The sequence below is a fragment of the Mucilaginibacter sp. P2_A5 genome, from assembly GCF_056404995.1.
This window is the reverse complement of sequence record NZ_JBFUCY010000004.1, coordinates 184,780-206,307: the sequence shown is the minus strand read 5'-3', so window position 1 is coordinate 206,307 and position 21,528 is coordinate 184,780. Positions and strand designations below refer to the sequence as shown.

The 21,528-nt window shown below is 43.1% G+C and carries 16 protein-coding genes and 1 pseudogene; 6 read left to right on the top strand and 11 right to left on the bottom strand.

Going from position 1 to position 21,528, the window contains the following annotated elements; all coding sequences use genetic code 11:
* Positions 1-235 precede the first annotated feature (235 nt).
* The 3 genes from AC1DXF_RS05390 to AC1DXF_RS05380 all read left to right on the top strand — a co-directional run bounded on the left by AC1DXF_RS05390 (position 236) and on the right by AC1DXF_RS05380 (position 6,382).
* Positions 236-2,728 carry a hypothetical protein gene (locus AC1DXF_RS05390; RefSeq protein ID WP_477446889.1) on the top strand — a complete coding sequence of 831 codons (2,493 nt, stop codon included), beginning with the start codon at positions 236-238 and terminating at the stop codon, positions 2,726-2,728.
* Between the two features lie 862 nt (positions 2,729-3,590).
* Entirely contained in the window at positions 3,591-5,807 is a 2,217-nt protein-coding gene (locus tag AC1DXF_RS05385) for a transferrin receptor-like dimerization domain-containing protein (protein WP_477446887.1), read from the top strand.
* 101 nt (positions 5,808-5,908) lie between these two features.
* The gene (locus tag AC1DXF_RS05380; RefSeq protein ID WP_477446885.1) at positions 5,909-6,382 is read left to right on the top strand and encodes a hypothetical protein; all 474 of its coding nucleotides are present in this window, start codon (positions 5,909-5,911) and stop codon (positions 6,380-6,382) included.
* 61 nt (positions 6,383-6,443) lie between these two features.
* Here the strand turns inward: AC1DXF_RS05380 and AC1DXF_RS05375 are convergent, their stop codons facing one another.
* The 3 genes from AC1DXF_RS05375 to AC1DXF_RS05365 form a co-directional block, all read right to left on the bottom strand.
* Complete coding sequence (locus tag AC1DXF_RS05375) at positions 6,444-6,803, bottom strand: response regulator (RefSeq protein WP_477446883.1); 360 nt, start codon at positions 6,801-6,803, stop codon at positions 6,444-6,446.
* A gap of 27 nt (positions 6,804-6,830) precedes the next feature.
* Entirely contained in the window at positions 6,831-7,265 is a 435-nt protein-coding gene (locus AC1DXF_RS05370) for a response regulator (RefSeq protein WP_477446881.1), read from the bottom strand.
* A 148-nt stretch (positions 7,266-7,413) separates the two neighbouring features.
* The gene (locus AC1DXF_RS05365; RefSeq protein ID WP_477446879.1) at positions 7,414-9,375 is read right to left on the bottom strand and encodes a M1 family metallopeptidase; all 1,962 of its coding nucleotides are present in this window, start codon (positions 9,373-9,375) and stop codon (positions 7,414-7,416) included.
* A 464-nt stretch (positions 9,376-9,839) separates the two neighbouring features.
* Here AC1DXF_RS05365 and AC1DXF_RS05360 point away from each other — a divergent pair, with 464 nt between their 5' ends.
* From AC1DXF_RS05360 to AC1DXF_RS05350, 3 genes are all read left to right on the top strand, one after another.
* Positions 9,840-10,376 carry a hypothetical protein gene (locus AC1DXF_RS05360; protein ID WP_477446877.1) on the top strand — a complete coding sequence of 179 codons (537 nt, stop codon included), beginning with the start codon at positions 9,840-9,842 and terminating at the stop codon, positions 10,374-10,376.
* A 105-nt stretch (positions 10,377-10,481) separates the two neighbouring features.
* Positions 10,482-12,491, top strand: a complete 2,010-nt coding sequence (locus AC1DXF_RS05355) for a thioredoxin domain-containing protein (protein ID WP_477446875.1) — start codon at positions 10,482-10,484, stop codon at positions 12,489-12,491.
* A gap of 25 nt (positions 12,492-12,516) precedes the next feature.
* Positions 12,517-13,014 (top strand): FKBP-type peptidyl-prolyl cis-trans isomerase, encoded by a 498-nt coding sequence (locus tag AC1DXF_RS05350; protein ID WP_477446873.1) that lies wholly within the window; start codon positions 12,517-12,519, stop codon positions 13,012-13,014.
* Positions 13,015-13,444: 430 nt separating this feature from the next.
* On the opposite strand, the gene AC1DXF_RS05345 is transcribed toward AC1DXF_RS05350, so the two are convergent.
* From AC1DXF_RS05345 to AC1DXF_RS05310, 8 genes and pseudogenes are all read right to left on the bottom strand, one after another.
* On the bottom strand, positions 13,445-14,329 hold the full coding sequence (locus AC1DXF_RS05345; protein WP_477446871.1) for a polysaccharide deacetylase family protein: 885 nt from the start codon (positions 14,327-14,329) through the stop codon (positions 13,445-13,447).
* A gap of 161 nt (positions 14,330-14,490) precedes the next feature.
* Positions 14,491-15,378: an NAD(P)-dependent oxidoreductase gene (locus tag AC1DXF_RS05340; protein WP_477446869.1), complete on the bottom strand. Its 888-nt coding sequence runs from the start codon at positions 15,376-15,378 to the stop codon at positions 14,491-14,493.
* Positions 15,379-15,382: 4 nt separating this feature from the next.
* Positions 15,383-15,661, bottom strand: coding sequence for a LapA family protein (locus AC1DXF_RS05335; RefSeq protein ID WP_477446867.1), 279 nt, complete (start codon positions 15,659-15,661; stop codon positions 15,383-15,385).
* A 1,066-nt stretch (positions 15,662-16,727) separates the two neighbouring features.
* Positions 16,728-17,630 carry a DMT family transporter gene (locus AC1DXF_RS05330; protein WP_477446865.1) on the bottom strand — a complete coding sequence of 301 codons (903 nt, stop codon included), beginning with the start codon at positions 17,628-17,630 and terminating at the stop codon, positions 16,728-16,730.
* 52 nt (positions 17,631-17,682) lie between these two features.
* Positions 17,683-18,786 (bottom strand): LptF/LptG family permease, encoded by a 1,104-nt coding sequence (locus AC1DXF_RS05325; protein WP_477446863.1) that lies wholly within the window; start codon positions 18,784-18,786, stop codon positions 17,683-17,685.
* A gap of 83 nt (positions 18,787-18,869) precedes the next feature.
* On the bottom strand, positions 18,870-20,000 hold the full coding sequence (tgt, locus tag AC1DXF_RS05320) for a tRNA guanosine(34) transglycosylase Tgt (RefSeq protein ID WP_477446861.1): 1,131 nt from the start codon (positions 19,998-20,000) through the stop codon (positions 18,870-18,872).
* Positions 20,001-20,254: 254 nt separating this feature from the next.
* Positions 20,255-20,544: pseudogene (locus AC1DXF_RS05315) on the bottom strand (PD-(D/E)XK nuclease family transposase); the annotation flags it as partial.
* Between the two features lie 46 nt (positions 20,545-20,590).
* Entirely contained in the window at positions 20,591-21,511 is a 921-nt protein-coding gene (locus AC1DXF_RS05310; protein ID WP_477446859.1) for an Rpn family recombination-promoting nuclease/putative transposase, read from the bottom strand.
* Positions 21,512-21,528 lie beyond the last annotated feature (17 nt).

Sequence of the window (21,528 nt, the reverse complement as noted above, 5' to 3'; positions counted from 1 at the left end):
GGGGTAATAGAGCAAAGCAAGGAGAGCAAAAATTGTTGGGGAATAATGTCAAAAAAACAAAACAATGTCGTCGATATCAAATTTCACTTATGAACCAATGAACCAATGAACCAATGAACCAATGAACCAATGAACCAATGAACCAATGAACCAATGAACCAATGAACCAATGAACCAATGAACCAATGAACCAATAATAATTGTATTTTTAAAAAATATATAATTATTGCTGCTTATGATGGATTGGTTAAAGCGTAACGGGATACATTTTGCCGTTGCGGGTGTTTTTTTGGTTTTGTGTTTTCTGTATTTTTCGCCGGCATTTCAGGGCAAAACGTTAGGGCAGGGGGATGTGCTGGGAGCACAGTCGACCCAAAAAGAGATAATGGATTACCGCGCCCGCGATACCACCATTTTGTGGACTAACCAGATATTCGGCGGCATGCCCGTATACCAGATCTGGGCGCCTTACAAAGCCAATATTGCCACACATATTATAAGTGTTATTGGTTACGGCGTGCCCAACCCGGTTGGTATGGTGCTGGTATTTTTGTTTGGTACCTACTTTTTATTTAACGTGTTAAAGCTTAGCCCCTGGCTGGCGGCCGCCGGCGCCGTGGCTTTTACATTTACCAGCTATAATATGATATTGCTGGCGGCCGGGCATACCAACCAGGCCTTTGCCATCGCATTTTTTGCGCCAATAATAGCCAGTATTATGCTGGCTTTAAGGGGGCGGTATTTGTTGGGCGCATCTTTGTTGGCTTTGTTCCTGTCTATCGAAATTAAGGTGAACCACCTGCAAATGACCTATTATTTAATGCTGGCCATTTTGATTTTGGTAGGTATCGAGCTTTATCACGCCATCAAAAATAAAACAACAACATCATTCCTCAAATCATTAGGCTATTTGCTGGCCGCATCACTGTTGGCATTCGCAGTAAATGCATCAACCCTGTGGAGCACCTATGAATATGGTAAGGATAGCTACCGGGGCAAATCAAATTTAACAACCAGCACCAAAGAGCCGCAAAATGGCTTAGCTAAAAATTATATTTATCAATACAGCCAGGGCGTAGCCGAGTGCCTTACCTTTTTGGTGCCAAATGCCTCAGGCGGTGCATCGGGACCGGAATTAATTGATCAAAATTCAGAAACCGTTAAAGTATTTACAGATAAAGGCGAGCAGCCGGAGCAGGCTTTAAATTACGCGCAGCAAATTTCTTCATTCCCCGGATTGTCGCTTTATTGGGGCGAGAAGCCGGGTACCAGCGGCCCATTTTATTTTGGTGCAAGTATCTGCTTTCTGTTTGTATTCGGGCTCATTATAGTAAAGAGTCGGCTTAAATGGTGGCTGCTGGGTACAGTGGTGTTAACTATGCTGCTATCATTTGGCGGCAACTGGCCATACGTTTCCGATATATTTTTAAAGTACTTTCCACTATACAATAAGTTCCGTGCTGTCGAATCTATTTTGGCAGTTGCCGGGTTATGTTTTCCGGTATTGGCCTTCCTGGCTATACAGGAGGTTATTGTTACTGCCGATAAAAAGGTGTTGCTTAAAAAACTGTTAATTGCCTTTTACATAACAGCTGGACTGGTGCTGATACTAATTCTGGTTCCCGAATTGCTGTTGAGTTTCAGGCCGAGCGACCAGCTAAGCGGCGTCACCAGTTTAACACAGGCATTAAAAGGCGACGCGACGATGGCCAATGCTTTTGCCAATGCAGTGGTTAAAGACAGGGCCAGCCTTGAGCGCGCCGATGCCATCCGCTCGCTGGTATTTGTACTGATTACTTTTGGTATTGTTTGGGCGCTTATAAAGCAAAAGCTAAGCCTCGCAGCCGTTTCCATGTTGCTGTTTGCCATAGTATTGGTTGACCTTTGGCAGGTAGATAAACGTTATTTAAAAGATAGTAGTTTTACCGACAAGCAGGAATCGGCAGTGCCGCAAAGACCTGTTGATGTGGAGATTGCTAAAGATGCCGACCCGGATTTCAGGGTGTATGATGCAACTTTAAACATTCAGACAGATGTGCAAAATCCGTTCTTCCATAAAACTTTAGGGGGGTATTCGGCAGCAAGGATGAAGCGATACGATGAGTTGATAAATAGCCAGTTTACCAGGGGAGCAAACCCGGCTGTATTGAACATGCTAAATGCCAAATACGTCATTGTGCCCGATTCATCTAAACAAGGTCAAATGCTGTTGCCAAATCCCGAAGCATGCGGCAATGCCTGGTTTATAAAAAGCATAAATTATGTGGACGGAGCTGATGCCGAAATGAAGGCACTCAACAACCTGTCTCCAAAGAATGAAGCCGTGGCGGATAAAAGCTACCAAAGTATGACCGGTAACATACAGGCGGGTGATAGTACAGCAACAATAAAACTGTTAAACTATAACCCCGATCATATGGTGTACAAATCGGTTTCGAAAACTGGCGGCGTAGCTGTTTTCTCCGAGGTATATTATGATAAAGGCTGGAAGATGCTGATTGATGGGATAGAGAAGCCATATTTCCGAGCCGATTACCTATTACGAGCAGCTCAAATCCCGGCAGGGGAGCATAAGGTAGAGTTTGTTTTCCATCCGGCATCGTATTATGTTGGGGAGGATATTTCGATGGCCGGCTCGGTATTGCTAGTGCTGTTGTTGGGCGGGGCCGTTTTTGGGGATAACTTAAAGGAATATTGGAAGGGTAGGAGGATTGGTAAAACAAAATAGAGGGCATATGAAATTGATAAAATGTATCATTATTTCTTTTTTTTGCCTGTTTTGCCTGGCATCACACGCGCAAGAAAGCGATAGATATAAGATCACTTTTACAAACAAAAAGATTCTCAGATTTCCAGGCCCGTTTTCAAGGTTTGAAAAAAAATCATATTGCCAATTATCTATAGATGACACAACACTGAGCGTAAATAATTTTGATAAAAGAGACAGTAATCGCTGGAATATTTCTTTGTCGGCGTTCTGTATTTTGGATAAATCAAAAGATAATTCAAAATTTCTGCTATTAAGCAGCTTCTATGATTCTTACCAACGTTTCAGCTTTCGAAACGGATTTGTATACACTTACCTTGTCGAGGTAAAAAATAAACGGCTAAATATTTATATTTCTAATGCCTGGAGTTATAAAATCAGCAATATCGATTCTGTTCTCAATAAATCGTTGCTGATTTCAGCCCGGAAACTCCATTAAGGAAGAGCAAACATAAAGTTTTGAAGAAAGGGCAACATACAAACGTGATCATCTGAACTTAAGCTTCCATTCAGTATTGATGAGAGGGGCTTTTTTGGAGATGAGACAAAGAAAATGGTGGGGAAGAAAAGCGTGGATAAATAGTTTTGATTTGTTTAGAGATACCGATAATTTGTCTGAACTCGGATTAAGCAGATTTTTCGGATTATTTGGATTTTGTTTATTGTCAGGACGAGACATTGGTTCATTAGTCCATTCGTCTTGTCCGTTGGGTCATGGGCCTGAGTCAATGAATTTCTTGTTTTGCTCGCTATGCCCGCGTCCCCATGAACCATGAACCATGAACAAATTTTGCTATCTTCACGCATCACCATATACTCTGTCATGAAGAAAACCCTTACCCTTGGCTTATTGGCGCTGTCGGCGGCAAGTTTCGCGCAGCAAAAAACATTAATTGGCTTTACACCGTCGTCGTCGGCAAAACAACTGGAAACCGAAAAAACGTTTGATGCGGGTTTAAGTCCGCAGCGCATTGGCGAAACCATTAAAACACTTTCAGCATTTCCGCATAACATCGGTTCGCCCGGTAGCAAGGCCGTGGCCGAAAAGATATTGGCCATGTACAAAAGCTACGGGCTGGATGCACACATAGAAACTTACACGGTACTTTTCCCAACGCCCAAAACGCGGGTGCTTGAACTAACCGGGCCAACAACTTATACAGCCGTGTTAAAAGAGCAGGCCGTACCGGACGATGGCACATCCGGCCAACCCAATCAGCTGCCAACTTATAATGCCTGGAGTGCCGATGGCGATGTGAGCGGCCCGCTGGTATTTGTAAATTATGGTTTGCCCGATGATTATATTAAGCTGGCTGCAATGGGCATTGATGTTAAAGGTAAAATAGTAATTGCAAAATACGGCCGCTCATGGCGAGGCATAAAGCCCAAAGTAGCTTATGAGCATGGTGCCATAGGCTGTATCATTTACTCTGATCCTGCGGATGATGGCTACTCCGCCGGCGATGTATATCCCAAAGGGGCCTACAAAAATGAATTTGGCGTACAGCGCGGCTCTGTAATGGATATGGTGATTTACCCCGGCGATCCGCTTACACCGGGCGTTGGCGCAACAAAAGATGCCAAACGTTTGGATAGAAAGGATGCAACCACGATATTAAAGATACCGGTGCTGCCCATCAGCTATCATGATGCCCAGCCTTTATTGGCCGCGCTTGATGGGCCTGTGGCGCCTGCCGGATGGGCAGGTTCATTACCTATAACTTATCACATAGGCGGTGGTGCCGCGGTTGTACACCTTAAAATGGAGTTTAACTGGGACATGGTGCCCGCCTATGATGTAATTGCCAAAATTAAAGGATCAACCTACCCGGATGAATGGGTAATGCGCGGAAACCACCATGATGCCTGGGTTAACGGTGCCAACGACCCTATAAGCGGACAGGCTGCCATGATTGAAGAAACCAAAGCACTTGGCGACCTGTTAAAAACCGGCTGGAAACCCAAACGCAGCATCATATATTGCTCATGGGACGGCGAAGAACCAGGACTGTTAGGATCAACCGAGTATGCCGAGGCTCATGATAAAGAATTGCAGCAAAAAACGGTGGTATACATCAACTCGGATAGTAATGGCCGTGGCTTTTTGGGAGCAGGCGGTTCGCAGGCACTGGAAAGCTTTATTGACGAGATAACGAGTGGCATAACCGACCCGCAAACCAAAGTAAGCGTGTTCGACAGGAAAAAGGCGATGCAACTGGTAAATGCCAAATCAACCGGCGATAAGAAAGAGATATTGGAACGCAAAGGCGAAAAGCTGGAGGCACTGGGTTCAGGATCTGATTTTTCTTCGTTCCTGCAGCATTTGGGTATCCCTACGCTCGATTTTGGTTTTGGCGGCGAAGACGGCGGGGGCGAATATCATTCCATTTATGATTCGTTTGATGATTACAAACGTTTTAAAGACCCTGATTTTGCTTACGGTGTTGCCCTGGCCCAAACTGCCGGCCACTCGGTATTACGCATGGCCGATGCCGAAGTATTACCATTTGATTTCAGGAGCCTGCAGGTCACCATTGCCAAATATACCACCGAGCTAACCAAGCTTGCAGATGATACCCGTGAAGCCACCAAAATTGATAACCAACTCATAAAAGCTAATGATTACACCCTGGCTGCCGACCCAACCCGCCTGTATAAAGCGCCGGTCGCTAAAGATACGGTACCTCCAATTGATTTTAAACCATTAACCGCCTCGTTGGATTCGCTAAAGAAAAGCGCCGACAAAATGGCTGCCTACTGGAGCGCCGCCGCCCTAAAAGATGGCGACCACGATAAACTAAACAAACTCCTGTACCAGGCCGAGCAGCAATTGCTTGCCACCGAAGGGTTGCCACGCCGTGGCTGGTACAAACACACCATTTATGCGCCCGGTTTTTATACCGGTTACGGTGTTAAAACCATCCCCGGCATCCGCGAAGCTATTGAGCAACGCAATTGGAACGAAGCGAAACAGCAGATAGGGGTTGTGGCCGGCAGGATAAATGCCCTGGCGGGGTATTTGGCGATGGGGGTCAAGTAGGAATATTAAATAAGGATATTTTATAGCCGGAATGGGGTGGTCTTACCATATCAGTATTAGATATCTTTAACTATATTGCCGTTAATTAGCCTAATACCACAATGATAATCCTAAGCATAATATTTTACTTTTTAGCTTTTATAGCTATAGTCGGATCAATAGGTAATAAAATTAAACCCAACAACCCAAATCAACCAGTTACAAAAGAGCAATTGAAAGGGTCACTTATAATTGGTGTAATATTTTTGATTATCGGCTATATAACCTGGCCCAGTAAAAGTGCGTCTAAAGATAAACATGAAGCAGAAGACATCAGTAAATTGGATGTCGATGCATATGTGATGTCCGAAGAGTTTATCAAAAAACAACTAAAGGCTCCTGCAACAGCGGATTTTCCTACCGGCTCTGATGGAAGAGTGAAATATTTAGGTGACAGCGTATTCTATATTGATTCATACGTCGATGCTCAAAATTCTTTCGGAGCCAATCTTCGCTCAAATTATAGTGGAAAAATTAAGTATAAGGGAGATGACAATTGGATAAATATCGACCTTGTTTTAAAAGAAGATAATTAGACAAGGTGCAATGAAGCTCGTTTTAAGGTTTTAAATCGTTAAGCGATGGTAGTACTCCCTGTCAATTCAAAAACTTATTGATGGTTTTCACCAGTTTATTAATATCAAAGGGCTTTGGTACAAAAGCATCGTAACCAAAGTTTGCCAGTGATATGGCCATTTCATGATATGCCGATATTAATACCACCGGGATATGGGCCGTTTCTTTATTTTTTTTGATCAGGAGGCAAATTTGACCGCCGTTTAACCCGGGCAACATATAATCTGTTAAAACCAGGTCGGGCGAGAAGTTTTTTATCGACCCGATAATATCATCGGTACGATTGATGCCACTGACCGAAAAATTATTAAAATTTAAAACGGTTGTAAGTACGGCAAGAATGTCGTCGTCATCTTCGATGATTAAAATATTTTTAGCCATGTGAATATAACTGGTTCTATATTAAATTCAGGAATGGGCAAAAATGTTTTTTATTTTTTCAAAATCTAACGGTTTATTTATAAAGTCGATTACAAGAGGGTTATGTTTTGACCTGGTTACGTCGTCGATGCTTACAGACGAGGTGAGAATATAGATTTTGCTTTTCTTTAGCGAATCGATTTTTAACCTGTCAAATTCGGCCAAAAATTCCCATCCGTCCATTACCGGCATAGCCAGGTCCAGAAAAATAAAATCAGGAAGCTGCTCAGGGTTGCTATCATTGATTTTGATAAGCTGATCTATTGCGCTCTTGCCATTTTGGAAAGAATCAATTTTGGGGTCTACCAAAATCTTTTTCATCAACGCTTTCACAATAACACAATCCAACTCTTCGTCATCTATGACAAAAAAACTCGTACCTGAATCAATAACTCCCATCGGCAAATAACTATTAAACGACATTAATATTCCAATATGTTGTATATACGGGAATGAATTTATTTTGTTACAATTTTTAATTAAAACGGGTACATAAAAAATGGCGATGTGTTTTAACTCATCGCCATTCTATATTCTACAAATCACTAAATCAGTAATTCAATAATTAAAATCACTCCCCGTAGTAAACGTTGTTTTTCAAATCAACATCAGGTAGTTCCTGTTCAGGGTCAATCACCATCAATTTAATTTTTGATGTTGAAGGATATTTAAACGTCCATACTCCGCCACGCTGCCATACGTTTACGGGTAGGTGCAGGGTTTCAACCTTGCCATTGGCCTGGGTAATTTTCAGATCAACAGGCATTGCCATTTTTTCGTTATTGGTGATGGTGATCAAAGCGCCATTTGTGGCGTTATCATCAACGTACTTAACGCCGGTAATGGCCTGGTCAATTTTCCAGGTAGTGGTAAACCAGCCTTTCCAAAACCAGTTCAGGTCTTCGCCGCTGGCATCGTTCATCGCGCGGAATAAATCATAAGGCAGGGGGTGTTTAAATGCCCAGTTTTTAATGTATTCGTGAAAAGCATAGTCAAAACGCTCGGGGCCCAATACCACATTGCGTAAAATGTCCATACCCAAAGCGGTTTTAACATAATACTGGCCGTAATCGTTAAGTCCTATTGCTTCAGGCGCCGTCATCAGCGGATCTTTACTGTTGCGGTACATGCTTAAAGTTCGCTGCGCCTGTTTGCTGGTATCGTTATACTCGCCGTTGTTAAACTGCTGCGAAGCATACTCGTTAATAAAAGTGTTAAAACCTTCATCCATCCACATGTATTTGCGCTCGTTTGAGCCTACTATCATCGGGAACCAGTTGTGCCCAATTTCATGGGTAACATCTCCCCAGAGCTGCCCTTTTTTAAGGCCGCCAAGGCAAAATATAGCGCCCGGGTACTCCATACCCAAAGCAACTCCGGATATGTTTACGGCCGAGTTCCATGGATATTCGAAATAAGCTTTAGAGTAAATTTCCATGCTGTTTTTCAGGTACTCGGTTGACCGGCCCCAGCTATCGGTGCCCGAACTTTCAATAGGATAAGCCGACATAGCGATACCTTTACGGCCCGAGGGGAAATTAACCCTTGCCGCATCCCATATAAAAGCGTTTGATGCGCCAAAAGCCACATCGCGGCTGTTCAGCATTTTATAATGCCAGGTAAGGCAGCCTTTAAACGGACGGGTTGCCGCTTTGCCAACTTCATTCTGCTTAATAAGCATAACGGTTTTATCGCTGTTTTTGGCTTCGGCCATACGGGCTAATTGTGCGGGCGATAATACTTCTTCGGGGTTTTGCAAATCGCCCGATCCTACAACTACCATATTGGCAGGGGCAGTTATGTAATAGTCAAAATCGCCGTATTCGCAGTAAAACTCGCCAAGACCCATGTAGGGTAGGGTGTTCCAGCCTTCTACATCATCATAAACGCACATGCGCGGGTACCATTGGGCAATTTCGTAAACATAACCCTGTTTGAATTTTTTGCGGCCCATACGGTCGGCGCCATAAAAAGGGATGGCAAAATCGTAGTTTATTTTTACGCTTATTTTTTCGCCTTTACCATCCATTGGGGCATTCAGGCGCAGTTGCATGCGGGCATCGGTAACAACAGGGGCAACTTTATAGGTTTCGCCTTTGTAGGTAACCTCAACCGAGCCTATGTGGTAACCGCCGCGGCTAAAGCCGCGCACGTCAAAGCGGTCGCCGGTGTAGGGGGTAACTGCCGCGCCGCGCGAGTCGGGTTTAAATAAGTTTTGGTCAAGCTGTAGCCACAGGTAGTCTAATTGGTCGGGGCTGTTGTTGGTATAGGTGATGGTAACTTCGCCGGTAATGGTGGTGTCTTTACCTTCGTTCAGGGCGGCTTTAATCTGGTAGTCGGCACGGTTTTGCCAATAAGTTGGCGATGGTTTACCGGCATTTGAGCGGGTGCCCTGCCCGGTTACCGGCCAGGTAATGGGGCCAAATGACTCCTGGTGATTATACTTAACAGAGTCGGTTTGTGCCGATGCCGGGTTTGCCAATGCAAACAGGCCAACAGCACATAAAGTGTTGATCAGTTTTAAATAACGCATTTTTGTCAGTCAATAATAAAAACCGCAAATAAAGGGAATTAAATTGTGAAGTTGGTAATGTGGAGGCTTAAGTGAGTGGAATTAAATGGGTTTAACATAATTGGGATACTATGTAATACCCATAAAGTGTGTGTACCAACTGGGAATGAAACACCCTGACACACCATGAGACAGGGTGGTACGGTCTGAAATACCCTGGTACGGGGTGGTACACTTTGTAAGCACTTAGTCAAAATGGAAATTGGCTAGTTTGAAATAATTAATTGATAATGTATATTTGTATAAAGCAGGAGCACATATTTATGAGCAATCCATCCGCAGTAACTAAAGACGTAACTAAAAGCAAAAGCGCAGATGCGTTAGTTAAGCCTTTACATAAAAAAGCTAGTTTAAACTTGGTGAAAATTACTGCCGAAGAAATTAATGCTTCCAGGCCCTCTGTTTATAAATACCTTCTCCCCTAAGTGTTTGATTCTTGGTATAAATTCTCCAAAGTAGGAGTTGATAAAACACACAATAAAAAATATCTGAAAGAAGTTATTACCTACAGTTTTAAATCGGATCGTAATTATTACCTGGTAGAAGTTGAGGCTTATACTAATCATATTTATATAGTGAAGTTTTATCTTAAGAAAGATAAGCAAAACCCACTAAAATATCATTTGTTAACCAACGAGAATAAAGGATCCAGGATTATATCCACTTGTATCAGGATCATGTTTCACATCTATCAAAAAAATCGATTGGCAAGTTTTGGGTTTATAGGCGCTAATACGATCTCAAAAGAATCGGGGTTTGAAGAGCCAAAACAATTAACCAAGAGGTTTAGGATATATAAAATGACGATGCATGCGCTTTTTGGCGCAGAAACCTTTACGCATTATGCCGATAACAAGCATAGCGCTTATTTGATGGTAAACAACAAATCCGCATCTGTTACCAACGTTAGGCAAATAGCAAAACAGATGTTTGAAGACATTTTTCCCGAATTGTCTGAATGATTATAATTAACAATCGCCCCCTAAAACTTTTCCAAATAATCCCGCTTTAACCTACAGGTACAATTATATTCGCACATTGCATTTATAACGCACAAATCTACTATTATGAATAGCCTCGCAAATTCCACCTCTCCATATTTATTGCAGCACGCTAATAATCCTGTAAACTGGTATCCCTGGGGTAAAGAAGCGCTGGATAAAGCCAAAGCCGAGGATAAGCTGATATTGGTAAGCATTGGCTACTCGGCCTGCCACTGGTGCCACGTAATGGAGCACGAGAGCTTTGAGGACGAAGCCGTGGCGGCCGTTATGAATGAATATTTTGTTTGTATTAAAGTGGATAGGGAAGAGCGGCCTGATGTTGACCAGATTTATATGAGCGCCGTGCAGCTGATGAGCGGTCGTGGCGGCTGGCCGCTAAACTGCATTTGCCTGCCCGATCAGCGGCCAATTTATGGCGGCACCTATTTTCGTAAAAACGACTGGACATCGCTGCTGTTTAACCTGGCCGATTTTTATAAACAAAAACCTGAGGAAGCCGAAGAATATGCGGTTCGTCTGACGGACGGGATCCAAAAATATGAATCGATCCAATTTATAGCCGATCAGCCGGATTATACAAAGGACGACCTGAAAGTTATCGGCGATAACTGGAAGCGCTATTTCGACGGGCACGAGGGAGGTACCGGCAATGCGCCAAAATTCCCGATGCCCAATAACTGGCAGTTGCTGACGCGGTATGCGCATTTAACCAACGACGAAGAAATTGCCAAACAGGTAAAATTAACCCTGCATAAAATGGCTTTTGGTGGCATTTATGACCACATAGGTGGTGGCTTTGCACGCTACTCGGTTGATGGCCGCTGGCATGTGCCGCATTTTGAAAAAATGCTGTATGATAACGCCCAACTCATTACCCTGTACTCCGAAGCCCACACCTGGCAGCCCGATGAATTGTATAAAACGGTGGTTGATGAGATTATTCATTTCGCCACCACCGAGCTGGCTTCGCCGGATATGGGTTTTTACTCGGCCCTTGATGCCGATAGCGAAGGGGTAGAGGGTAAGTTTTATATTTTTACTAAAGCCGAAATAGAAACCATTTTAGGCGATGATGCCGATCTGTTCTGTATTTACTACCATATTACCGAAGATGGCAACTGGGAAGAAGAACACTCCAACGTGCTGTTTCGCAAAGAAACCGACGGTCAACTGGCCAAAAAGTTGGGTTTAGGGGTGGATGATTTGCTCATACAAATAAAAGCGTCCCGCAAAAGAGTATTCGAAGCCCGCCGTTACCGTATAAGACCCGGTTTGGATAACAAAATACTGGCATCATGGAATGGTTTAATGCTGAAAGGCCTGTGCGAGGCCTACCGGGCTTTTGAAAAACCGGAGTACCTGGAATTGGCTTTGAAGAACGCAGATTTTATCATGAATAATCTTTTAGGTCAAAATGGCAGGCTATCACGGGTTTACGGCAGCCCGGTAATTGATGGTATCCCGGTAGCGTTTTTGGATGATTATGCCAATATCATAGATGGCCTTATCGCCCTGTATGAAGTTACCTTTAATGAAGATTGGCTGCAGCAGGCAAAAGCGCTTGCCGATACTGCAATGGCTCATTATTACGATGAAGCCAATGGTATTTTCTTTTACACAGCCGATGATGACGAGCAATTAATAGCCCGCAAATCCGAAATTATGGATGGTGTTACGCCCGCCAGTAACTCGGCAATGGCACACAGCCTTAAAAAATTAGGCCTGCTTTTTGATAATGAAAATTATGCAGCGGTTTCGGCACAGCTGTTACGCAACATTATGCCGCAACTGGCAAAGTATGGTACGGCTTATTCAAACTGGACTATGTTATTGCTTGATGAGGTGTATGGTATTTATGAAGTTGCCGTAACCGGCCTCGAAGCCGAAACTGTAAGAAAGGAACTTGAAAATAATTACATACCCAATAAAATTATATTGGGTGGTACAAAAGGAAGTTTACCTTTGTTACAGGATAAGTTTGGTAAATCAACACAAATTTTTGTTTGTATAGATAAAACCTGCGGATTACCTGCTAATAACACGGCCGACGCACTAAAACAAATGCAGGCCTGATTGCTTATTTATAAAAACAGTAACAATGAAGATTGAACCACAGCACGTAGTGTCATTAACTTACGATTTGTATGTTGACCAGGATGGTACCGAAACTTTAACAGAAAGTGCCACACAAGAACAACCCTTAACCTTTTTGTTTGGTGCCGGCCAGATGCTGCCCAAATTTGAAGAAAATTTAAGCAACCTTTCAACAGGCGATGCTTACGAATTTCGTTTAGCCGCAGGCGATGCTTATGGCGAATACGATGAAGAAGCAGTAGCCAACCTGCCTAAGGAAATGTTCCAGGGCACCGAGATTCCTGAAATTGGCAGCATTTTGCCTTTACAGGATAACAACGGCAACCGTTTCCAGGCCCAGGTGGTATCTATAGCTGAAGATTCGGTAATAGTTGATCTTAACCACCCTATGGCCGGCCAGGAACTGCACTTTAAAGGCAGCATCCTGAACGTACGCCCCGCCACGCCAGAAGAATTATCGCATGGCCACGCGCATGGTCCGGATGGCCATCACGCTCACTAATTTTGATCGTAAAATATTTGGAAGCCCGTTATTTGAATAGCGGGCTTTTTTTATATCTCTCCATACGTCATTGCGAGTAATCATCGGGATGATCCTGAAAAAACGGGGATGAGGTGTTGGCTTTAGAGCATTACAACAACCATGTCATTGCGAGCGATAGCGTGGCAATCGCGGACGGTGCAGGTTCGCCATACATAGTTCGCGATTGCTTCGTGCCTCGCAATGACATAATTTACTAAAATATATCCTTGAAAGTCAGTTATTTATAAACGTGCTGCTATAAGCGCAGTGCGACAGTCACTGACTATTCAGGTTGTTCGTTCGCAACCGCTTCGAATTTCGCAATCATCTGGTTATGTTTAATAAACAAAAACGGCCCTTCTAAAAAAAAAGGCCGTTTTTACATTCCCCCGTCAGGGGGGTAGGGGGCTTAGAAACTATTTCTTACACTATTGCTAAAAGTCTTTGTTGTCCAGTAGCCGCTATCTAAAATACGGCGTACGGTCATCAGCGGATAATCCGGGTCGCGTTTATCGGCAAGCTGGAAGGCTATTTTAAAACCTTTCTTTTGCATTTCGGGCAATACAGGTTTTTTCCAGATGCCGAAAGGGTAGGCAAAGTATTCTATTTTTTTCCCGGTAATTTCTTCCAGTTTTTTGGTTGGCTTGTCTATCTGGGTAACCCAGTCGTCAACCGGCCTGATGGTTACTTTCCCGTTTTTGCCGATGATCTTCAGTTCGGAGTTGTGCGAGTACTTGTCAACCCGGTGGTGGTCCCAGGTATGGCTGGCAATCACGTTGCCTTCGTCTGATAGCTTTTTAACCATGTCTGCGGTCATATAACGCGGGCGGCCTAATGATACTGTCATCACAAAATAAACTGCCTTAAAGCCGTACTTTTTAAGCGTGGGGTTGGCAATGGTAAACTGGTCAAGGTCGGTATCATCAAATGTAAGCATGATGGGTTTTTTAGGTAACGCCGCACCGGTTGTAAGGTAGGCGTATAACTGATCGGGCAGGATGGTATGGTAACCACTATCGGCCAGCATTTTTATATGCTCTTTAAATGCGGCTACCTGCACTATGTAATCTTTGGCATTTTTTGAATCGGTGGGTTTCCAGTCACGTATCTGGTGGTAGCAAACAATGGGTACCTGTTTGCGTGCCATGATGGCCTTGTTATCTGCCGGGGCAGCTACAGCAGGAGCAGGGCTTGTGGCAGATGCGCCTGCTGATTTATCGGTTGGTTTTCCCTGGCATGACATAGTTGTGCCCAGTGCGCAAACCGCCATCCATACAAAAGCTTGTTTTATCATAAATAGAAGATAATTTTTTAATTAATTCAACAACGGCGAAATTAGGATATAAAATACGGGGTGTTCAAATTTTTTTTAAGAATCAAGAGTCAAGAATCAAGACGGAGAAAATCAAATTTCTAAATCGAATAAATCCGAAATCGAAAATCCCAAATCCGAAATCAAAGCCCCGCATCTTCGCTTACGCCACGGCCAAAGCCTTCTACCCAGTCCCTGTCGCCAAGCCCTTTTGCAACGGCGCTTAATAAGCGGCTGTGGACGGCGTTTACAAGTGGCATGGGTGTGTAACTCGTTTGCGACAATTTAAACGCAAGGCGCGCGTCTTTATAGCCTAATTTGGCTTTGAATCCTACGGGTTCATATTGCCGGTTTGCAATCAGCCTGCCGTAGTTTTGATAAATGGGTGCGTTGAATAACGTGGAGCCGAAAAAATTAGCCACCTGCGCGCGGTCAAGTCCGTTCTTCTCGGCAAGGGTGTAAGCTTCGGCCATCATTTCCATTGATGCCATGATCATGAAGTTGCCGGTAATCTTTACCACGTTGGCGCCGCCAGCTTCTTCGCCAAAATCGTGCACGGCCTGCCCCAGGCAATCCAGCACCGGCCTGGCAGCATCTTTTGTTGATTGCGGGCCCGAAACGCAGATGAAAAGTTTTTTGGCTGCAGCCGCTTCAGGCCTTCCAAACACGGGCGCGGCCAGGTAATGGCTGCCTGCCTGCTCATGGGCTTTTGCCAGCTCAACAGCCGTTTCGGGCGATATAGTGCTCATAGATATGTGCACAGCATTTGGCTGTAGCGTTTTTAAAATTCCGTCGGGCCCTGTAACCGATTCTCGCAGCACATCATCTTCTGATAGCATCGTGATCACGACAGGTACACTGGCGGCCGCTTCAGCTGGCGTTTGGCATTTGGTGATGGCGGCCTCGTCAAGCTCGTCGGCTTTGTTGAGGGTGCGGTTGTAAACTTGCAGATGATAGCCTGAGTCGATGAGGCTTTTGGCCATGTGGATGCCCATGTTGCCCAGGCCGATAAATCCGATTTTGTTTTTCATAGTGTTAGTTAATGTAGTCCCTGTCTTCGTCACTTAGTGTATTTTTATCTTCTTTTTGGTGGATGCTGTCGTGGTAGCCTTCAATGTCATATTTTGCTTTTTTGGGGCGGCCAATCATAAAGCCCAAAACAAAACCAATCACCGTCATGGTAATCATAATGGCCAGTTTGGATATCCTGAAATTCATGAACAAAAACGCGAAGGTTACATTGTCGGTATTTTGGGCCAGGGCGGCCGTAAGCAAAATAGTAATGATAACAATGGTGATGGTTTTGATGCTCATGATGTTTTGATTTAATAAAGTTAACAGTTAATACAAGATGCAGTTTTTAATGCTGAAATAAAAGTGGTTTTAGATAGGAGAGAGATTGGAGATATCAGATGTGAGATTTGAGACAGTGGGACGGCCGGTAGTTTGATGTTTCAAATTTGTGATTATTCCCGATCTGATTTTTCTGTCTATACCTGTCTTCTTTTACCCGGAAAAATTTTTGAGTTAGATTCCGTCACGAAAAAATTGCTTGTTTTTAACGGTGGATTTTTCGGTAGGGAAGTGGGCGGACAATCGTCCTGGTCTTGTAATTTTTATCGGCGTTAATCAGCCCGGCTGTACACTTTCAACTTCTCTAATCCGGGAATTTTTTGATGCAAATTACCTGGGCATTTTCTTTGATGAGAAGCAATTTTTTTCAGCTCATTTTTTGGCCCGGTATACAAAAGGGGTAGCTGGCTTCATTTATTTAGAATTCTCATTTTTATATTCAGTACACTTTGTGTTTTTGCTACGTCCCGAATGTTGAAGTGCACTATTTGGTTAAATAACAAAGTTTAAATATCTCATTTACTGAAGTATAAATACAATTTATGTATTTGTTATTTTGTTATGCTAATTATTTTAGTATTTTGAGATTTAACTTAGCTTGCCTTTGTTTAACTTTTACTTTTGATAGTCGATATATACTATTGATTTTTAAATTGTTATATATTTTATATGAATGTTTATTTTTGATTTTTTTAGTTGCTTTTTTTCGAAAAAAAGCTCTTAACGTCACTTCTGGTCACTTTTACTATTTGTAACTATATATACACTAACTAAAAATGAGATTTTGGCGCTAATCGACGCGAGTTGATTTAAACAGCCATGAATGTGCCGGAAAATTATAATTGCTCAGAGGGCTTAAAAATGGCATTTTACGGCAGGGGGATTTATCCCCTATTCAGCCCTGTTTTAGGACCGGGAATACATGACTGAGTGAAAAATTTTATGAGATGAGAGTGCCATCTGAAAAGAAAAATGAGGGGTAAAATTAATCCAGGTGGATAGGGTATCACCAGGAATAATCAAAGTATCAGGCGCGATTTTTTCGCCTGGAAATTTGCGACTGGGCAACCGGGTACAGGAAGATGGTTGACAGGATAAGCACCGAGCCGCCCCAGAAACCGAGGGACATTTTGTTCATGTCGCCGAAGAAAATAAAAGCCATGATGATGCCATACACCGGCTCCAGGTTGGTGATGAGCGCCACACGGAAGGCCGAAAGCTCGCGCATTACAGATACCCCGGCAACGTAGGCCAGGGAGGTACACACAGTGCCAAGCAGTACCAGGTAGCCAATATCTGCCGGCTTTAAAAGTAGTTTTTGGTTGTATCCGTTGGTTGCCAAAAGATATAATGAGATCCAAAAAAACGCTCCGGTTAGCTCATAAAAAGCGATGATAGGGGCTTCGCTTTTTTTAACAAACCGGGAATTGATGATAGCGAAAAGCGCTGCGCAAACCGCGCTCGCCAGTCCGGCTATAATTCCCTTAGTGTATTGAGTTTCGAATTTAAAAATTAATACGATGCCGGTAATGATTAATAAACCAGCCATGATTTCCAGTTTTGAGATCCTGGTTTTGTTAATCAGCGGCTCAAAAATGGCGGTAAATAAAGTGATACTTGAAAGGCAAACCAGCGACACAGGCACGGTAGAAAGCTTGATAGATGCGAAGAAAAGGATCCAATGGCCGCCCACCAAAGCACCTGTAAAGACCATTTTTAGCATGGTTTTTCGCTCAACTTTGAAGTCGGTTTTGCTGAATCTGAAGTACAAAAACAACGAAACAAATGCAATAAGTACCCGGTACCACACCAATTGTACCGCCGAAATGGTGATTAACTGGCCCAAAATACCGGTAAATCCCCAGATAAAAACTGTAAAATGGAGGATAATCAGGTTCTTATTGAGCACTTTTGGGCTATTTTTATCCAATTTTTTGCAATTTATTTCAAGTTTTGTACAAGTTTTATACAGTAACTTTTTACTATTTCGGGGCTTTTAACAACACATAATAGCCTAAAATGCCGAACAAAGTATTAGGAATTAGTACGGTAAAAATTGGCGGAACACCTCCTTTTATCGAAAAAACGATGGAGAATTTCTCGATGATGATGTAGGTAAAACACAACAAAATGCCTATCCCCAGTGGTAGTCCAACCCCGCCGCGAACCTTGCGGGACGACAGCGCGACGCCCAAAATCGTTAAAACATAGGCCGACAAAGGGTATACAAAACGGTGGTATTTTTCGTAATAAAGGTTGTTTAAAACCTCGGGGCGGCGTAGCTTTTCCTTATTGATATTCTTGTTCAGCTCGCTTAATGACATGGCCGCATATACGTTATCGTATACAATAAAGTCGGTTGGGTGCATGTCTAAAACGGTGTCTTTTTGGCCCGGATTATGTACCCATTGCTCCTTTAAGCCTCTCACATACCTAACCGAATAGTCTTTTAAAGCCCAGATTTTTTTCACCGAATCGTAGGTTACCTGCTGCGCAATCAGCTTTTCGCGCAGGGTATCACCGTTAAATTTTTCCATAATAAAGGTGTAACCGGTATGCACAGTTGGGTCGTAATTGGCCAGGTAAACAAAGGTGTGTTTGTCAATTTGCATGTGCACCTCGCTCTTGGTAGGGTCGTTATCGGTGATGCCGTTGGCATTTTCAAAGTCGTTTTTAAGGTGGTTTGTATACGGGATAAGGTACACATTGGCAAAAAACGACACGATAAATATAAGCGTAGCAGCGATAAAATAAGGTCTTAAAAAGCGGTTAAAGCTGGCCTTGCCGCTCAGGATCGGGACGATCTCTGTTTGGTTGGCCATCTTTGCCGTGAAGAAAATTACCGCCAGAAAGTTAATTAACGGCGATAGCAAATTCAGGTAAAAAGGCACAAAACCGGCGTAGTATTTAAACACAATATCGTGCAGTGTGGCATGCCTGCTGGTAAAGTTATCCAGCTTCTCGGAGATGTCAAATACTACCGAAATAGCCGCGAAAATAGCCATCGTAAACACGAAGGTACCCAGGTATTTTTTAATAATAAACCTGTCTATTACCATCAGGTACCGGTGTATAAAAGTCCTCATCGGCAAATTAATTGTTTTTTAAAGCCATGGTTTATATTATGTAAGCAACGCTTTTTATGGTGCATTATTTGATCATTATGCAATTATAATCGTTGGCCAAGGCGGCCAACCATCATATTCTTCCAGGCATAAAACTCGCCGCTAATGATCTTTTTACGGGCTTCCTTAACCAGCCACAGGTAAAAATGGAGGTTGTGCAGGGTAGCAATCTGCGCCCCAAGCATCTCGCCCGAGTGAATCAGATGGCGTAAATATGCCTTGCTGTATTCCTTATCGGCAAACAAATCGCTGTCATCTTCAATGGCGCTAAAGTCATTTTTCCACTTTTCATTCTTGATATTGATGATGCCGTTTTTGGTAAAAAGCATGCCATTGCGGGCATTCCGGGTAGGCATAACACAATCAAACATATCAATTCCCAGGGCAATATTTTCTAATATATTAATAGGTGTACCCACGCCCATCAGGTAACGCGGCTTGTGTTCGGGCAAAATATTGCATACAATTTCGGTCATGGCGTACATTTCTTCGGCAGGTTCGCCTACCGAAAGGCCGCCTATAGCATTCCCTTCGCGCTCAAAAGAGGCGATAACTTCGGCCGATTTTACCCTTAAATCTTTATAAACCGAGCCTTGTACAATCGGGAAAAGTGTTTGGCTGTAGCCGTATTTTGGCTCTGTACTATCAAACCTGTCGCAGCATCTTTTAAGCCAGCGATGCGTCATTTCTATCGACCGGCGGGCATAACCATACTCGCAGGGGTAGGGCGTACACTCGTCAAAAGCCATGATGATATCGGCGCCAATAACACGCTGAATATCCATCACATTTTCGGGTGTAAACAGGTGTTTTGACCCATCAATATGCGAGCGGAAGGTTACGCCTTCCTCCTTTATCTTACGTACTTCGGTAAGCGAATATACCTGGTAACCGCCGCTATCGGTTAAAATGGGGCCATCCCAGCCATTAAATTTATGCAGGCCGCCGGCGCTTTCCAGCGTGTTTAATCCTGGTCGCAGGTATAAATGATAAGTGTTGCCTAATATGATCTGGGCCTCAATGTCTGTTTTAAGCTCGCGCTGGTGTACCGCTTTAACAGTGCCGGCCGTGCCAACGGGCATAAATATGGGGGTTTCAATAGTGCCATGATCGGTGGTAATTTCACCGGCACGGGCCTTTGAAAGTGGGTCTTGTGCTGCTAATTTAAATTTCATTTCGAGGGGGTAAAATTAGCAAAAAAAAGGGAGCAGCCCAGCCCCCTATAAATCTCCTCCACGGAAATTACGTTTAAAGTTTTATGATCAATTATGTTGAGTTAATCTTGGTAAAGAAACCTGTCATATGATCTTGTTTTATAGATTTTTCGCGCAAAGACATTATGGAAAAAATAAGCAAATTGTCTTGTGTCCTGGCGTCTTTTACAGAGGCTCTGCCTATTTATAATTAAAAAGCGATGAGCACTGCCCAACTAAAGCTTTTCTATTTCTTCAGCAGAAAGTTTAGTGAATTTTGAAATTTGGGCAAGTGGCAGGCCGTCCCTTTTCATTTCGCGCGCGATGGCGATGGCTTCTTCAAGTTTACCGTTTTCAATGCCCTTTTCCATACCTTCCTGCCGGGCATAATCGATCACATTCTTATTATCCCACTTGTATTTTAAGCTGCTATCGTACATCGCTTTTTCCTCCTTTGTCAGGTTTGTATATGCTGCAATGCTGAATAATTTTCAAATATGGGCTTCTGAAGATAAACCGGAATCTTTTTCGTAAACCTATAAAGATCGGAGGGGCGAATTTGGCAAAACCAACTAAAGCTTTTCTATTTCTTCAACAGATAGTTTAGTAAACTTTGAAATTTGGGCAAGGGGCAGGCCATCTTTTTTCATTTCATGCGCAATGGCGATTGATTCTTCAAGTTTACCTTTTTCAATACCTTTCTCCATGCCTTTTTCCATACCTTTCGCCTCACCTCTGGCCTCTGCTGTGGATACGGCATAATCCAGCACATTCTTATTATCCCACTTGTATTTTAAGCTGTTATCGTACATCGTTTTTTCCTCCTTTGTCAGGTTTGTATATTCTGCAATACTGAACAATTTCTCAAATATGGGTTTCCGAAGATAAACCGGAATTTTTTCCATCCGGCTCATGTTTTTTAATACATGGAGCCATTTATCCAAATCCGTGCCTAAATAGGTTTCCGTTTTCACAAATTTACTCAATTCTATATAGGTATAACCCAGCTTATCGTAAAATATTTCACCGGTATCCCTGTTGCACAGGCAAATATCATGCAGGTAGCTATTCGCCGGGCTATCTTCCAGTGTAAAATCTTCTAACAAGGCTATTAAATATACTTCGGTAATATTGTAGCCCCAGGCGTTCCGTTTGCCTTTTGGAGCCTGGTCGCTGATGAGGCGGGAAGTATAAAATAAAGCCCTTTCTTTAAAATACCCCTGTTTTGCCCGTTGTACCTCAATTATAAAACGTTCGCCTTTATCTCCCGTGCAAAGTAAGTCGAATATAGCTGAGCCTTCGTCCTTTAAGTCGCCCGGGTATTCGGTCTTGTTATAAACTAAGTCTACAATATGTTTACGGCCCCGGAATACTTCATTTAAAAAAGCCATCAGCAAATCTTTGTTAGGTTCGCTGCCGAATATTTTTTTAAAGGCAAAGTCAACTAAGGGGTCGATGTATTTCCCGGTAACAGGTGGGTTATTGTTTGGCATAGTCAAATATAAAAGTT

What these genes read in the sequence shown, in the direction of transcription:
- tgt (WP_477446861.1), bottom strand. Translation starts at nt 20,000, where the DNA reads ATGAAATTTAAATTAGCAGCACAAGACCCACTTTCAAAGGCCCGTGCC.
- AC1DXF_RS05390 (WP_477446889.1), top strand. Translation starts at nt 236, where the DNA reads ATGATGGATTGGTTAAAGCGTAACGGGATACATTTTGCCGTTGCGGGT.
- AC1DXF_RS05385 (WP_477446887.1), top strand. Translation starts at nt 3,591, where the DNA reads ATGAAGAAAACCCTTACCCTTGGCTTATTGGCGCTGTCGGCGGCAAGT.
- AC1DXF_RS05380 (WP_477446885.1), top strand. Translation starts at nt 5,909, where the DNA reads ATGATAATCCTAAGCATAATATTTTACTTTTTAGCTTTTATAGCTATA.
- AC1DXF_RS05310 (WP_477446859.1), bottom strand. Translation starts at nt 21,511, where the DNA reads ATGCCAAACAATAACCCACCTGTTACCGGGAAATACATCGACCCCTTA.
- AC1DXF_RS05325 (WP_477446863.1), bottom strand. Translation starts at nt 18,786, where the DNA reads ATGAGGACTTTTATACACCGGTACCTGATGGTAATAGACAGGTTTATT.
- AC1DXF_RS05335 (WP_477446867.1), bottom strand. Translation starts at nt 15,661, where the DNA reads ATGAGCATCAAAACCATCACCATTGTTATCATTACTATTTTGCTTACG.
- AC1DXF_RS05370 (WP_477446881.1), bottom strand. Translation starts at nt 7,265, where the DNA reads ATGTCGTTTAATAGTTATTTGCCGATGGGAGTTATTGATTCAGGTACG.
- AC1DXF_RS05365 (WP_477446879.1), bottom strand. Translation starts at nt 9,375, where the DNA reads ATGCGTTATTTAAAACTGATCAACACTTTATGTGCTGTTGGCCTGTTT.
- AC1DXF_RS05345 (WP_477446871.1), bottom strand. Translation starts at nt 14,329, where the DNA reads ATGATAAAACAAGCTTTTGTATGGATGGCGGTTTGCGCACTGGGCACA.
- AC1DXF_RS05375 (WP_477446883.1), bottom strand. Translation starts at nt 6,803, where the DNA reads ATGGCTAAAAATATTTTAATCATCGAAGATGACGACGACATTCTTGCC.
- AC1DXF_RS05350 (WP_477446873.1), top strand. Translation starts at nt 12,517, where the DNA reads ATGAAGATTGAACCACAGCACGTAGTGTCATTAACTTACGATTTGTAT.
- AC1DXF_RS05340 (WP_477446869.1), bottom strand. Translation starts at nt 15,378, where the DNA reads ATGAAAAACAAAATCGGATTTATCGGCCTGGGCAACATGGGCATCCAC.
- AC1DXF_RS05355 (WP_477446875.1), top strand. Translation starts at nt 10,482, where the DNA reads ATGAATAGCCTCGCAAATTCCACCTCTCCATATTTATTGCAGCACGCT.